A 15,081-nucleotide genomic window follows, 5' to 3' on the forward strand; every position below is an offset into this window, starting at 1 on the left:
TTAAGGCCTAGGTGATGCGGCCGGTGATGTAGTTTTCGGTGTGTTGCAAACGGGGATTGGTGAAGACTTGATCGGTAGGCCCGTATTCAACCAGCTCACCTTGGTGCAAAAAGGCGGTGTAATCTGACACCCGCGCTGCTTGTTGCATATTGTGGGTAACCAGCACCAGCGTTAGCTCTGACTTGAGATTACGGATCAACTCCTCAATTTTGAGGGTTGATATGGGGTCAAGTGCTGACGCGGGTTCATCCAGCAGCAGCACGTCGGGCTGTACTGCCAAGGTGCGGGCAATCACCAGACGCTGCTGCTGACCGCCGGAAAGCTGCCAAGCGGAGCGGTGCAGGCGGTCTTTTACCTCATCCCACAGGGCCGCGGAGGAGAGCGCCCACTCGATAATATCGTCGCGTTTGCGCTTAGGCAGGCGCCCTTGCAAGCGCAGGCCAAAGGCAACGTTTTCATAGATCGACATAGGGAAGGGGTTGGGGGTTTGAAACACCATCCCGACACGCCGCCGCAGCTCGGTTACATTCATTTGCGGGTCATAAATATCTTGCCCTTCAAGCGTGATTTGACCGCTATGCATCACCGATTCATTAAGATCGTGCAAGCGGTTAATCGCCCTTAATAGCGTCGACTTACCACACCCTGACGGGCCAATAAACGCTGTCACCCGGTGGCGGGGAACGCTCAGGGTTAAGTCACGCAGCGCCTCTTTCCCCGCATAGGCGAGGCTTAGGTGATCAATGCTCAGGCAGCAGCTTTCAGATGAAAAGTGCGTCACTGGTGCCTGAGAGGTATTAGCTGAATGTAATGGTGCTAGCATTCGTTTCCCCGTTGACGGCTAAGATAATGACGCAGAAATATGGCAGTTATATTAAGCATCAGCACAATTAACACTAAAAGTAGCGCCGTGGCGTAAACCAGTGGAATAGCGGCCTGCACATCTTCGCCGTGAAAGGCGGTATCAAATAGATGATAGCCAAGGTGCATAAACTTGCGCTCTAAATGCAGATAAGGAAACTCACCATCGATGGGCATTTGTGGCGCGAGCTTTGCGACCCCAACGAGCATTAATGGCGCCACTTCGCCCGCCGCACGGGCGACCGCTAAAATAACCCCTGTCAGCATCGCCGGAGCGGCCATGGGCAGCACGATGCGGGTGAGCATCTCTAAGCGCGTAGCACCGAGTGCCACGGCCCCTTCACGCTGAGCTTCAGGAATACGGGCCAGGCCCTCTTCTGTTGCCACAATCACCACCGGCAAGGTTAGCAGTGCGAGGGTTAACGAAGCCCATAGCAGGCCGCCAGTGCCGAATGTGGGTGAGGGTAGGGTGTCACTGAAAAACCACTCATCCAGCGAGCCGCCAATGCCGTAAACAAACACCCCCAAGCCAAATACTCCATACACAATTGACGGTACGCCGGCCAGATTGCGCACACCTATGCGCACGAGGCGAGTCAGCCGCCCTTGGTGAGCGATTTCATTGAGATAAATGGCCGCCAGTACACCGAAGGGTGTGACGATAACGGACATTAAAATCACCATTAGCACGGTGCCAAAAATCGCTGGCCACACGCCGCCGTGAGTATTGGCTGCCCGTGGGCCTTCGCTCAAAAATCGCCAGACCCCTTCACCCCAGGCGTAGGTTTTCTGCCGCCAGGCCATAGTGTTAGGGGCTTGAGCGCTAGCCACATTGGCAAGCGGTTGGCGTAAGGTTTGGCCATCCACAGTGGTGAGCAGCAGTTGGCCCGCTTGGCGCTGGCTAGCGGGAAGCGCCAAAAGAGCCGTCAGTTGCTGCCAAGCAGCATCTCCCGCCCAGCGCTGATCGCCTTGCTCAATGGCCACTAAATGGCCAATAAAGTCGCCCCAGGGGCTGCGATCAATACGAATCAGGTCGGTTGGTTGGGCGCGTTCGACAATTTGCTCGATGGCCACCCAGCGCCAGCGAGCGCCTTCGATATCCTGATTGCCGGTGAAGTAGAGGCGTTCATCTCCCTCCTGCTGGGGCAGCGGGACCTCGCGTACGGCATGGCCTGCGAAAGTTTCGCCCGAACTAAGGGTGACCTCTTCCAGCGTGGCGGGCCAGAAGTGCCCGAGCCCGCGCACCAGCAGTAGCGTTAGCAAGGCGCCCAGCATCAGCAGGGAAAGCGCGACGCTGGCCGCGCATAGCCAAGGCCATAACGTATTTAATCGGCTGAAGCGAGCAGCGCGGGAGACTACCCTGGCCGAGGCAGACGTCATGATATGCCTCCCATCTGACGGTAACGGCGGCGCAGGCGTTGGCGGACGACCTCGGCCAGGGTGTTGACCAGAAACGTGAAAATAAATAGCACCAGCGCGGCTAAAATAAGCAGGTGGTAGGTCTGACCACCGGGTGACGCTTCAGGTAACTCGATGGCGATAGCTGCCGCCATGGAGCGCATGCCCTCGAAGGGGCTGGCGCTAAACAGGGCGGTATTGCCGCTGGCCATGAGGACAATCATGGTTTCGCCCACTGCCCGACCCGCCCCAATCATCACCGCCGAGAAAATCCCCGGGCCTGCGGCCGTCAGCGCTACTTTCCAGAGAGCCTGCCAGCGGCTGGCGCCCAGCGCCTGGGCGCCCTCAATTAAGCTGGCAGGCACATCGGCGAGGGCATCTTCTGCCAGTGAATAGATGCTGGGAATGACCGCAAAGCCCATGGCAATGCCAACTATCATGGCATTACGGGTGGCGTAATCGATACCAAAGCGCTGGTCGAGCAGGTGGCGTAAGTCGCCACCTAACCACTGCTGCTCGAACCATGGGGCGAGCCATAGCGCTATCGCTACCATGAAGACCAGCCAGGGCACTAGCCACAGGCCCGCCCAGGAGAGCGGTAAGCGACGGCGTAGGCGTGTTTTAGCCAGTTGCCAAAGCAAGCCGGCCAGCCCAGCACTGAGCGGCAGCCAAATAATCAGCACTAAAGCGCTGGTTAAATGGCGTTCCACCCACGGCGCCAAAATGAGCCCGGCAATAAAGCCAACCACCACACCAGGCACAGCCTCCATCATTTCTAACGCCGGTTTAATGCGCGTTCGCAGGCGCGGCGACATAAACAGCGCCGAGTAGATCGCCGCGCCTAAGGCCACAGGAATGGCAAACAGCAGTGCGGCGAGGGCGGCCTTTAAGGTGCCCCATGCCAGGGGTGAGAGCTTTGCCAAGGCTAAGGTGTCGCCAATCGCCAGCAGCGGGAGCGCTTCCCATACCAAAAAGATGCCGATTGCCAGAATCGCGAGCAGTACACCCACGCCGCCTGCGGTAATTAACCCGGTGGCCACGCGATCCTGCAACAGGCGCAGCGGCTGTCGAGCAGAGGTTAACCGAGGTGGAGTCATAGCGTTATCATGGCAAAACCAGGGGGCCAAATAGCGGATCAATCGCTAGTGATATAAGTATGTCTAGAAAAAAACGCACCCGATACCTCCTTACCTTAAGGCAATTTTATGACATTTAGATGACAGCGACTTACTGGATTTGCTGGGCATTAAGGACATCCGTGGTTAAGGGGACAAATCCAGAAGCGCGAGCAATCTGTTGGCCCTCATCGGATAGAATCAGCGCAAGTAGCGCCTCCTCGGCTGGTGGTAACGTCTCTCCAGGCGGTAGGTTCACGTAGAGATAAAGGTAGCGCGACAGCGGGTAATCGCCGTTCTGTATCGCCGCTTCATCAGGCGGTACCGCCGTGCCGTCATCGTTATACAGACTGACCGCATGCACGGCGGGAGTAAGGTGATTAAACCCAGCGTAACCCATTGCATTGGCCGACTCTCCTACGGCGGCGACCACCGCTGATGAGCCGGGGTGTTCGCTGATATCGCTGCGAAATTGCCCGTCGCATAACGCCCGCTCTTGAAATAGCCCGTGGGTGCCCGAGGCAAGGTTGCGCCCATGCAAGGCAATCCGGCCAAATGACCAGTCACGCGTTGCAGGAAGCTGCTCCCAGCGTCTGATCGGTGTTTCGCCACCACAGGCGCGCGAGGTTGAGAAAATGGCGTCGACCTGCTGGCGAGTGAGCGCGCGCAGCGGATTATGGCGATGTACGACCACAATAAGCGCATCACGGGCGACCTTTAATTCCAGCGGCGGGTAGCCATAGCGCTCAATAAAATTATCGCGCTCGTCAGCCGTCATCGGGCGGGACATCGGCCCAAGCCGAGTGGTGCCCGCCATCAGCGCTGGCGGCGCGCTAGCGGAGCCACTGGCTTGAAATTGCAGCGTAACGTCAGGGTGGCGGGTCGTGAGAGTTTCCCCCCAGCGTAGCATTAGCCCCGCCATGGTGTCGGAGCCCACCGCGCCCAAGGTGCCGCTAATAGCTGCTGGCTGCCCCGAGGCCAAGGGGGCTACCAGTGCCAGGATGATCACCATCCAGCGCAATAAAAAGCGCTTTAGAGGTAAAGGGGATGCCTGAGTTAAAAGAGTATGCACAGGAGTGTTCAAACAAGCGTCCTCTTATGGTTAACTGAATCCATTCACTGGTGTTGCGATGCAGCAACAGCCATTAACAACGTGACGCCCTGCAACGTTTACAACAATAAACTGACTAAGCGACGAACTCATGACTCTTTTGGAAACCGATTTGGACGACGCTCCCGCCCCGCAAGGGCAGCTTACTTTAAAATTACTGGCTTCCCGCCAAGATACCAATTTTTATGGTGATATACCCGGAGGCTGGCTGGTCAACCAGATGGATCAAGCGGCCGAGCTGGCTGCCGGGCGTGAAGCGGGTGGCCGCACGGCGACTGTGGCGATTGAGGCCATGGACTTTCTAAGCCCGGTGCGCGTGGGCTCAATGGTCAGCGTTTACACCCAGGTACAAGAGATTGGCCATAGCTCGATCAAAATTGACGTAGAGGTCTGGGTGCGTCCGCCCTATGGGCAGCGTATAGAAGAGCGTCAGAAAGTCACTGAAGCGCGCTTTGTGATGGTCGCATTGGACGATAACGGACGCATCCGCGCGGTGCATAGCGACTAATTCCACCATCAAAACCTCGCCGTAAATAGCCAAAGGGCGCTTAGTGCGCCCTTTGGCCGTGCTTGTCGTTTAGCCTAACGCTTTAGCCCTCAACGTTATCGCGGTTCTTGAGGTAGGCGTACTCACCCACATCGCTGAACGGACGCAGCAGCTTCTGGAAAGCAGAATAAGACTCGTAAACACGGCGAGACTCTTCGTCGCTATCGACCTGACGCTGAATCGCTTCCAACGACGAGGTATAAAGCGCCGCCATTACGTCCTCGGGGAAAGTACGCAGTTGAACGCCATGCTCATCGACCAGCGCTTCCAGCGCCTGGGCGTTGCGGAAGGCAAATTCGCTGATCATGGCCATGTTAGACGCGCGTGCGGCCTCGCGGATCACGTCTTGCAGATCTTCCGGCAGCGAATTCCAGGCATCCAGGTTGATCGTGCCTTCCAGTACCGCAGAGGGCTCGTTCCACGCCGAGGTGTAGTAGTAGTCAGCTACCTGGTGCAAACCAAACGCCAAATCGTTATACGGCCCAACCCAGTCAGCGGCATCCAGTGCGCCGGTTTGCAACGAGGTAAAGATTTCCGAGCCCGGCATATTGACGGTACTCACGCCGATGCCGTTCATCGCCTCACCTGCTAAGCCAGGCAGGCGCAGTTTCAGCCCCTGCATATCGTCTAGCGAGTTGATCTCTTTCTTGAACCAGCCTGCCATCTGCGTGCCGGTATTGCCAACGGCAAACGGCTTCAGGTTGTGATTGGCGTAGATCTCATCCCACAGCTCCTGGCCACCGCCATGGTACAACCAGGCGTTCATTTCGGTGGTGGTCATGCCGAAAGGTACGGCGGTAAAGAACTGCGAAGCAGCCACTTTGCCGCGCCAGTAGTAAGAGGCGGAGTGGCCCATTTCAGCGGTTCCAGCAGCCACGGCGTCGAACACCTCCAGGGCGGGTACCAATTCACCCGCACCATGGACGCGGATCTGCATGCGGCCATTGGAGAGTTGCTCTACCCGGCGGGCGAAATCATTCGCACCGGTGCCCAGAGCAGGAAAGTTTTTCGGCCACGAGGTGACCATGTCCCAGGTATAGGTCTCTTGAGCACGTGCGCTAGTGGTGGTGACAAAAGGGGCAGCAGCGACACCGGCGGCACCCAGGCCGACGGTTTTGAGAAAGTTACGGCGTTGCATGGCGGGCAAGACTCCGGAAATTATAGGATATTTTTGTCAGCGCGCATGAATGCGCAGTGTCCGCCCACCAGTATGCGCTAGGCGGGTTTTAATCGGCAAGCCACTGAGCGTAACGTCATGCTGTTAGTGCTTAAAGTGGCGTTAGCTTGGCGAAGCCGAGCACCAGCCATTTGACCCCTTCGCCCTCAAAACTGACCTGTACGCGGGCGCGGGCGCCTTCGCCCTCCGCATTGAGAATGATCCCTTCGCCGAATACTGGATGCTCAACCCCCTGGCCGACGTGCAAGCTGGGGATATCACCGCTGCTTTCGACGCTTTGCTGGGTAAAGGAGGTGCGCGATGCGGTAACCGGGCGTGAAATATGCCCACGCAGGCGGACTTCTTCGAGCAGGTGCGGGGGCAGTTCGCGTAGAAAGCGCGAGGGGCGGGGAAACACCTCTTTGCCGTGCAAACGGCGGGTTTCGGCGTGTGTCAGGTAGAGCTTCTGCATGGCGCGAGTAACCCCCACATAGCAAAGCCGCCGCTCCTCTTCGAGCCTGCCCGGCTCTTCGAGCGACATTTTATGCGGGAACAGGCCCTCTTCAACGCCGGCAATAAACACCACAGGGAATTCCAGGCCCTTCGCCGAGTGCAGCGTCATTAGCTGGACGCTGTCTTCAAATTCTTCGGCTTCGTGGTCACCGGCGTTGAGGGCAGCTTCGGAGAGAAATGCTTCCAGCGCCGCCATGCCTTCGCCCGCTTCGGGTGCCTCAAACACATCGCCTTGGGTAAAGGCACGGGCGGCGGTAACCAGCTCTTCCAGGTTTTCAACCCGCGCCTGGCCTTTCTCGCCGCGCTCACTTTTGTGATGCTCAATCAAACCGGTATGCACGGTAACGTGATCGATAATCTCGTGCAGCGCCATGCCGGAAGCATCGTTATCGAGCTGCTCGATCAGATTGGCGAAGGTTTGCACCGCATTAGCGGCGCGGCCTTTCAAGGTGCCGTCGTGAATCGCATCGTGGAGCGCCTGCCACAGCGGAATGCCTTGCTCACGGGCGCGCAGGCGGACAATCTCCACCGTGCGTGTGCCGATGCCGCGGGTGGGCACGTTGATCACCCGCTCTAGCGAGGCGTCGTCATCGCGGTTGAGCATCAGGCGTAGATAGGCCAGGGCGTTTTTGATCTCCAGGCGCTCGTAGAAGCGGTGGCCACCGTAAATCCGATAGGGCATGCCCTGGCGAATCAGCGTCTCTTCCAGCAGTCGTGACTGGGCATTAGAGCGGTAGAGAATCGCGATATCGCGGCGGTTGAAGCCTTCGTCGACCTTCTCTTTGATGGTATCGACGATATAGCGGGCTTCTTCCAGGTCGTTAAATCCGGCGTAGATCGAGATTGGCTCGCCCTCGATGCCGTCAGTCCACAGGTTTTTACCCATCCGCTCGCTGTTATGGCTGATCAGCGTATTGGCAGCTTCCAGAATCGCGCTGGTAGAGCGATAGTTCTGTTCAAGCCGCACGGTATGGGTTTGCGGGAACTCCTGCTCAAAGCGGCTGATATTCTCCACCTTGGCGCCACGCCAGCCGTAGATCGACTGGTCGTCATCACCGACGGCGGTCATCGGTGTCTGCATGCCGGTGAGCAGTTTTAGCCAAGCGTATTGCAGCGTATTGGTATCCTGAAACTCATCCACCAGTACGTGGCCAAAGCGCTCCTGATAGTGGTTTAACAGCGCCGGGTTATCGCGCAGTAGCTCAAGGCTTCTCAGCAGCAGCTCGCCGAAATCGACCAGACCGCCCCGCTCGCAGGTGAGCTGGTAGCGCTCGTAGAGCTCGACCATCTGGCCCATATAGGCATCGCCGTCGACATTGACCTGGTGGGGGCGCAGCCCCTCTTCCTTACAGCCGGAGATAAAGTGCTGCACTTGGCGCGGCGGGTAGCGCTCGTCGTCGATGGCGTAATCTTTCAGTAGCCGTTTGACCAGGCGTAGCTGATCGTCGGAGTCGATGATTTGAAAGTGTTGCGGCAGCCTGGCGTCCTGCCAGTGGGTGCGCAGCAGGCGGTGGGCGATGGAGTGAAAGGTGCCCACCCAGACATGGCGCATTGAGATGCTAAGTAGCGCCTCAAGGCGGGTGCGCATCTCTTTGGCGGCTTTATTGGTAAAGGTGACGGCGAGCAGCGCGTAGGGCGACAACCCTTCCGCCTGCATCAGCCAGGCGATGCGATGCACCAATACGCGGGTTTTACCGGAGCCAGCGCCTGCGAGCACCAACAGATTACCTTGGGGGGCGCTCACTGCTTCGCGCTGGGCGGAGTTGAGCTGATCGAGAATCGCCGTGACGTCGTCCATAGTAGCCGCTGCCGGATCAAAAAATAGGCGGCTAGTCTAGCACAGCCAGGGAACTGGCTGTGTATACAGGTTTGACGATTAGCTCTCTTCAGGAAAGCGTAGCGTGTTAAGGCTCTTTTTGACCGCTTTAAGCTGTTCGGCGAGTTTCGGGCCGCGGGTTTTGGCGACGCCGACGGCGAGTACGTCGATCAGCACCAAATGGGCTATACGTGAGCTAAGTGGGGTATAGATCTCAGTATCTTCATGGACATCGATATATAGCGGCAGGCTGACTTCTTCGGCTAGCGGCGAGCCGCTAGGGCACAGGCCAATCACCGTCGCGCCCGTTTCGCGGGCCAAGCGCACGCTGGCAACCAGCGCTTTGGTGCGGCCAGTTTGGGAAATGGCCACAACGACATCGCCATCGTTCAACGTCACCGCGGACATATTTTGCATATGTGGGTCGGCGTAGGCAGAGGTGGAAATTTGCAGGCGGAAAAACTTATGCTGAGCATCAAAGGCCACTGCGCCAGAGGCGCCAAAGCCATAAAACTCCACACGATTGGCCATGGCTAACGCGTTAACCGCACGGCCTAAGGCGTCGTTATCCAGTCGGTCACGCACAGACAGCAGCGTGCCCACCGTCGAGTCAAAGATACTGTGGGAAAACTCAGCGACCGAGTCGCTATCGTTCATGGAAAACTGTGCAAACTGGCTGCCGCTAGCCAGCATTTGCGCCAGCTGTAGCTTGAAGTCCTGAAAGCCATTGCACCCCAGGGCACGGCAGAAGCGCACCACGGTGGGTTCGCTAACGGTGGCTTCGGTGGCCAAATCCACAATACGCATGTGGATGACCTCTTCGGGGTTGCGCAGTACAAACCGCGCCACTTTCTGCTCGGAGCGTCGAAAGTGCTCCATGCGGCGTCTCATTTCATCGAACAGGGCGCTACTCACGTTCAGCTCCTTGGCTCTCTAGCACACATTTGGCTATTTTTAGCATTTGTCACAGTATGCCTGACTGATGACTCAAATGGGCAAGGAAAGCGTCGTAAGGGTTAGCGTTTAAATGTCGTTAAGCATTTTCTTTAAGATTCGTCATCATTTTGTCAAGTAGGGTATAGCAAGAACCGACGTGCTGCATTGCATCATTTTAAAAACAGCCTTCATGGAGATCCTAGGCGGCAAGCGGCTTCCTATACTTGTCTCTGGTGCTCACTACTTCGCAGATGCGTGTTATATGCCTTTGAATGCACCTGACCGTCGCGCCTGACATGAAGCTATTTATTATATCGCATGCCTTTTGGGGTATTCATAAAATGTAGTGAGGAACGCAGTTAGAAGTCCGCGTAGCAGTGCCTGGTAGCTGAGCATAATGGCTTGAGTTAGCCTGCAAAACCATGTCGCTGTGGCGGCGACGTCACCCCCTGATTGAGTAGCGCTACATTGTAAAGCCGACTGTGGGATTACTTTTGTAAGCTTAAGCTTACAAAATGTTAGGTTATATCTTACAAAAAGGCTCTTTCGATGAATGCTAGAGTTGGTGCCCAAAAGTAACCATTGAAATATCAGCTTCTTTCCATAGTGCCTGGAACAGGATTGAAGGGAAGTGAAGCGCGTCAGAGCATATGGTCAAATGGTATTACAAGATCGAAAGCGGAACTGCCAGCCTTCATAGTGAAGAATGTTGAAGGTCGAAGCGGGCGAATTTTAAACGTTTTTAGAGCAGATCGTCGCGAAGCGACTCTGCCATTGCGGATAACTTCATGCGCTATCTGATGTTGATGTACATCATCATGACTTTCGGCTTTTTTTGGAATTTCCAGTGGTCGCTGGTCGTGTTCTCCCTCACCTGGGTTGCCTGCCTTGTGTTTCGGCGGCACCTTCCGCAACTGCCCTACCCGGATATTCAGGTCGAAAAGATGTATGTGAAGACTCGTCAGAATATGACGATTTATCTCTGTTTTATATCGCCGGCGCTCTGTGTGTCGTTGATTTATCAAGGGCTATTGATGTTTGGTGGTGATGACTTTTCTCGAGGCTGGCCTCCGTCGCGTATCACTGACTTCTTGGTCTCCCAGAACTATCCGGTCGTGCTGATGGATAACATGCTGTTTGATAAGCAAAGTACTCCGCCGGCAGGGTTTGAGATGGTGTATATCTACACCGATATGTTAAGGGCTCATTTTTTTGCTTTCGTCTTCTTCGTGGCGCACTGGTTCTTTTTTTCTACGTCTAGCATTGAGTATAAGGTTTTTGAAGAGCGGGATCCTATGTATGTCAAGAGTTTTTTGGGGTCTCTTTTTTGGAAGGTCCCTCTGGTCTTCATCGTGGAGGTGTTTGTCTACTGGATGGCCTCTTACGCGTTTCTAAATATGATTGGGCTGCATTTAGAAAAGCCAGGGTTGGGGCAGGTCGCGGTCTTTTTGGCCAATCATTTAATTCTTTTGGTTCCGCTGCTGATTTTTTTGTGGTGGGCCGTTTTCTCTGTTGCACAAAGTATGATTAATGTCGTTTTGGTAAAACTCTTTATCCTGCGGCGTGGTGGTGATAAAGAGCTGAAGAAAACCTGAGTTTCTGACAAAGGGGGTGTGGGATGGCGGTTAATAACGAGGAAACAGTGGCAGCACAAGAAGAAGCGGTTTTGGAGGGTTCAGCGCAACACAGTAACGGCGTTAACGATGACGCCATGGTGGAGCTGATTCGCTTGAGCCAGAGCCCTTATATCAGCTCTTTGCTTTCTGAAGACGAGGCAACCCTAGAGGGCAAAGACCTGAGCGAAGATGAAGCGTTTCAAGATCTCTTGTCCAGAATGAATGACGCATCACTCGACTCAGACATTCAGGCTGTCTCCGTGGGAGTGACCGGCGGTGCGGTGGGTTATCAACAGAAAGTATACGAAAATGCCAGCAGTGCTCTGAAAAGAGGAATAGAACAAGGTAACTTCGATCTCTTTGAAAACAGCAATACAGGCCCTCTGGACAGGGGGGTGGTGGAGGGTATTGCAGAAAAGGCGGATGACTTTGCCAAACTGGCGAATAACCTGAAACACATAGGAATCGCAGTGACGGCGGGTGTTGCGGGTTATAATATTGCCAATGCGCCCGAGGGAGAAAATCTGGCACAGGCTGAAAAAGAAGTCGTTGCTATTTCTGCTTCCGTGATAACCGGTGTTATTACTACAGCTGCTTTTGGAGTTGTTTTCCCAGCAACCTTCGCAGCGATTATCGGCGCTGTTGCGGCAACAGGCGTGTCAGTGGCCTTGACTGATGAAGATGAAAACGGTGACGCACTAATCGATACGGTGGTCGATGATATCAATAGCGCTTTGGAACCTCTAAGCCAAGCCTTGGATGATGTGTTTGGCAAGCTATCAGATTTTATAAACAATGACTTAGCCAACTGGGATCCCTTCGGCTTATCGCCCGACGCCGACGACCTGCCCAGCTTCGATCAGGCCGAGCGTAAGGCCTCTCCGATCGTCATTGACTTGGATGGCGATGGTCTCGAAACCCTTTCTAGAGAAGACGGCATCCACTTCGATCACGACGGAAATGGCCTGGCTGAGAAGAGCGGTTGGGTCGCGGCCGATGATGGCATGCTAGTACGTGATCTAAATGATAACGGCCAGATCGATAGTGGCCGGGAGCTGTTTGGTGACCAAACCCTGTTAAAAAATGGAAATCGCGCTACGAACGGCTTCGAAGCGCTTGCCGAGTTGGACAGCAACGGCGATGGTCAAGTCGATGCTGAGGAGGTTGACCAGCAGGGAGTCCTGATCTGGCGGGATGCCAGCGGCGACGGCAAGGCACAGGAGGATGAATTGCTGAGTTTCGCCGAGGCGGGGCTTGCGTCGGTGGCGATCGACTACCGCAACGTGATTGAGGTGGACGGCCAGGGGAACGATATCTTGCAGCGCGGCGAAGCGCAAACGGAATCGGGTGAAACACGCGAGGCAGCGGATATCTGGTTCGCCATCGATCCACAGGATACCCAGTTGGTCGAGAGGCTAACGCTGAGCGATACGGTAGTTGCCCTACCAGATATCGCTGCATTTGGCAAAGTGTTCGATTTGCATCAGGCAATGATGCGCGATCCGATTTTAGAGTCTCTGGTTCAGCAGTTCGTCGATGCTGACTCGGATGTGACACGCCAGGCACTGCTCGAACCGCTGATCTATCAATGGACCGGGGCAGCCGATACCGACCCTAACAGCCGTGACGAATATGGGCATGTTTATATAGATGCGCGCAAAGTCGTGGCGCTGGAGGCGCTAGTTGGGCGTGGTTACGACAGCGGTCAAGGCGGCAACTTCGTTCAGGGTCTACAGGCAGCCAACATTCTCGAAGCTCAGTTCGCGCGCTTCGAGAGCTATGTGCATGGCCAACTTCTGATGCGCAGTGATTTTCGAGATGTATTCAATACTCTGACATTGACCATCGAATTTGACGGTAGCAGCTTGCGACCTGCGCTTGATACCACCGTATTTGCGTCGTCCCTAAGAGGGCTAGTTGATGCTGGTCGGGGTGATGAGGTGGTCAACATTATCAAAGTGATACAGGACGCCGACAGCTATTCCACTCCTCTAAAGGAAGTAACAGAAGCCTTGCGTTTGGACGCAGCATTGGTTCCCTGGTTAGAACGGACTGCCATGACGGGGACTGCCAAAGACGATATTGTCAAGGGCACTCGTAACGATGATTGGATCGATGGGCGAGAAGGAAATGATCGTCTGGAAGGCGGCGTAGGGAACGATACCTATCATTACGATCTCGGTGACGGTAGCGACATCATCAACGATACCGGTGGATTGGATACGCTGGCCTTTGGAGTTGGCATTACCCAGGACGACCTGACCGTCACCCGTGATGCAACAAATCTCTTTATCACTCTTCCTGATGGAGCTGGTGGGTCGGCGACCCTGCGGCTAGAACGAGTTTTTGACACTGAAAATAACCTACGCAGCACGGCGATCGAACGTTTTACCTTCGCTGATGGTAATGATGTTGGGGTGGAGCAGTTGATCGAACAGATCGATCAGAAAGCGACCGAAGAAGACGATCGGCTTTACGGTTTTGATGGTGACGATCACTTCGATGGCTTGGAGGGCAATGATCGAATAGTAGGTGGCGCTGGAAACGATGTCCTTATTGGAGGGGAGGGCAACGATACTCTGCGAGGCGGAGCTGGCAATGACCGTTTGTTTGGTGGAAACGGTGATGATGCGCTTGAGGGTGGCTCTGGCGCGGATACTTACTATTTCGCTGCGGGATGGGGAGTAGATAGGATTAACAACTATGCTCGTGGTGGCGACAGTGCGAAAGACGTTATCCGTTTTGCTGACGATATCATTCCAGGCGATATTGTAGTGCGTCGCAGTGGTAACGACCTGCTTCTGACGCGAGAAGGGAGTGCCGACCGCATTCAAGTAGCGAATTACTTTAATGGTGCGGACGTCGGAATTCATGCCGTGGATGTGATTCGCTTTGGCGATGGCACCGAGTGGGGAACCGACATCATCCGCGAGAAAGTGATGACGCCTACCCAGGATAAGGATGAACTTTACGGAACTAACGCTGGCGAGACCCTGGTTGGCCTTGGTGGCGACGATTTGATTCGAGGAAGTGGTGGTAACGATGTGCTGCTGGGTGGTGAAGGTAATGACATTCTCTATGGTGATGACGGCGAAGACCGTATTGACGGCGGCTCAGGCAACGACACGCTCTACGGTGGCAAGGGACAAGATACTTTTATTCATGGAAAAGGGGGGGGGCACGATCTAATCGCTAGCCGTGATCAAGTAGCTCATCGACTGGATATTGTGGAGTTGGGCATTTCTAATTCAACCGATGCTTTATTTACGCGGGATGAAAACCAAGTCTCGATAATATCACGTGAGACCGTTGGAGATCGTCTAGATATCGATCATTTTCTCGAAGAGGACCGTTCGGGTAGCACAGTGAAGACTCTGCGTTTTGCCGACGGCACTGAGTGGACGGTAGAGGATGTTCGGGATCGACTGACGACGCCGACAGAGGGTGATGACTACCTCTATGGTGACAATGGTGATGATTTAATAAGCGGTGGTGACGGCAACGACGTGCTCGATGGCGGCAGTGGCACCAACCGACTGGAAGGGGGCGCAGGCGACGATACGTTACGAGTTTCAGCAAGCTCCCGTGACAGCATCTTCAACGGCGGCGTCGGCGATGATCGTTTGGAGTTGGGCCGTTACGGCAACGTCATTGAGTTTGACCTAGGCGATGGCCACGACACCGTCGTTCAGCCTAGTTATGTTCATACGTCTAGTCGCTATGGTGACACGCTGAAGTTAGGCGCGGGGATCACGGCCGATGATCTGTGGTTAAGCCGTGATGGAAGTAACCTGACCCTACACGTCAGTGACGATGACGCATTGACCTTTGCCGAAGTGCTGAACAGCAATGGTTCGCTGAACAGCGCTAGGACGGTGACGCACATACGATTCGACGACGGGACCGAGTTGAGCGGGAGTGGTCTGGGTGCGATGGGGCTGGTTCTTAGGGGAACCGAAAGTGACAATATCCTAGAAGGGTGGTCTGGCACCAACCGACTGGAAGGGGGCGC

General features: G+C 55.2%; 10 protein-coding genes. 3 read left to right on the top strand and 7 right to left on the bottom strand.

The genetic code is table 11. The annotated features are described in order from the left end of the window. Window positions 1-7: 7 nt before the first annotated feature. From pstB to QT230_RS18160, 4 genes are all read right to left on the bottom strand, one after another. Window positions 8-823, bottom strand: coding sequence for a phosphate ABC transporter ATP-binding protein PstB (gene pstB / locus QT230_RS18145; protein WP_308323564.1), 816 nt, complete (start codon window positions 821-823; stop codon window positions 8-10). Further along, window positions 817-2,241, bottom strand: a complete 1,425-nt coding sequence (gene pstA, locus QT230_RS18150) for a phosphate ABC transporter permease PstA (protein ID WP_308323565.1) — start codon at window positions 2,239-2,241, stop codon at window positions 817-819. Before pstA ends, pstB begins: the two co-directional genes overlap by 7 nt. Then, window positions 2,238-3,356: an ABC transporter permease subunit gene (locus QT230_RS18155; protein WP_308323566.1), complete on the bottom strand. Its 1,119-nt coding sequence runs from the start codon at window positions 3,354-3,356 to the stop codon at window positions 2,238-2,240. Before QT230_RS18155 ends, pstA begins: the two co-directional genes overlap by 4 nt. 130 nt (window positions 3,357-3,486) lie before the next feature. Next, complete coding sequence (locus tag QT230_RS18160; RefSeq protein ID WP_308323575.1) at window positions 3,487-4,386, bottom strand: phosphate ABC transporter substrate-binding protein; 900 nt, start codon at window positions 4,384-4,386, stop codon at window positions 3,487-3,489. 190 nt (window positions 4,387-4,576) lie between these two features. Between QT230_RS18160 and QT230_RS18165 the strand changes: the two genes are divergently transcribed. Continuing rightward, window positions 4,577-4,993, top strand: a complete 417-nt coding sequence (locus QT230_RS18165) for an acyl-CoA thioesterase (RefSeq protein ID WP_064234011.1) — start codon at window positions 4,577-4,579, stop codon at window positions 4,991-4,993. A gap of 82 nt (window positions 4,994-5,075) precedes the next feature. Here the strand turns inward: QT230_RS18165 and QT230_RS18170 are convergent, their stop codons facing one another. From QT230_RS18170 to hexR, 3 genes are all read right to left on the bottom strand, one after another. Further along, a complete protein-coding gene (locus QT230_RS18170; protein WP_308323567.1) occupies window positions 5,076-6,170 on the bottom strand; it encodes a TRAP transporter substrate-binding protein in 1,095 nt (364 codons plus the stop codon). Between the two features lie 130 nt (window positions 6,171-6,300). After that, the gene (gene uvrD, locus QT230_RS18175) at window positions 6,301-8,499 is read right to left on the bottom strand and encodes a DNA helicase II (RefSeq protein WP_308323568.1); all 2,199 of its coding nucleotides are present in this window, start codon (window positions 8,497-8,499) and stop codon (window positions 6,301-6,303) included. Between the two features lie 78 nt (window positions 8,500-8,577). After that, the gene (hexR, locus tag QT230_RS18180) at window positions 8,578-9,432 is read right to left on the bottom strand and encodes a transcriptional regulator HexR (RefSeq protein ID WP_308323569.1); all 855 of its coding nucleotides are present in this window, start codon (window positions 9,430-9,432) and stop codon (window positions 8,578-8,580) included. An 809-nt stretch (window positions 9,433-10,241) separates the two neighbouring features. Here hexR and QT230_RS18185 point away from each other — a divergent pair. Further along, entirely contained in the window at window positions 10,242-11,048 is an 807-nt protein-coding gene (locus QT230_RS18185; protein WP_308323570.1) for a hypothetical protein, read from the top strand. A gap of 71 nt (window positions 11,049-11,119) precedes the next feature. Beyond that, the coding region (locus QT230_RS18190; RefSeq protein ID WP_308323571.1) for a calcium-binding protein at window positions 11,120-15,081 on the top strand (3,962 nt) is incomplete at its 3' end.

Origin of the sequence: Halomonas sp. SpR8, assembly GCF_031010195.1 — a bacterium.
Lineage (GTDB): Bacteria > Pseudomonadota > Gammaproteobacteria > Pseudomonadales > Halomonadaceae > Vreelandella.

Coding starts and splice junctions, on each gene's coding strand:
- pstB (WP_308323564.1), bottom strand. CDS start 823: ATGCTAGCACCATTACATTCAGCTAATACCTCTCAGGCACCAGTGACG.
- pstA (WP_308323565.1), bottom strand. CDS start 2,241: ATGACGTCTGCCTCGGCCAGGGTAGTCTCCCGCGCTGCTCGCTTCAGC.
- QT230_RS18155 (WP_308323566.1), bottom strand. CDS start 3,356: ATGACTCCACCTCGGTTAACCTCTGCTCGACAGCCGCTGCGCCTGTTG.
- QT230_RS18160 (WP_308323575.1), bottom strand. CDS start 4,386: ATGGTGATCATCCTGGCACTGGTAGCCCCCTTGGCCTCGGGGCAGCCA.
- QT230_RS18165 (WP_064234011.1), top strand. CDS start 4,577: ATGACTCTTTTGGAAACCGATTTGGACGACGCTCCCGCCCCGCAAGGG.
- QT230_RS18170 (WP_308323567.1), bottom strand. CDS start 6,170: ATGCAACGCCGTAACTTTCTCAAAACCGTCGGCCTGGGTGCCGCCGGT.
- uvrD (WP_308323568.1), bottom strand. CDS start 8,499: ATGGACGACGTCACGGCGATTCTCGATCAGCTCAACTCCGCCCAGCGC.
- QT230_RS18185 (WP_308323570.1), top strand. CDS start 10,242: ATGCGCTATCTGATGTTGATGTACATCATCATGACTTTCGGCTTTTTT.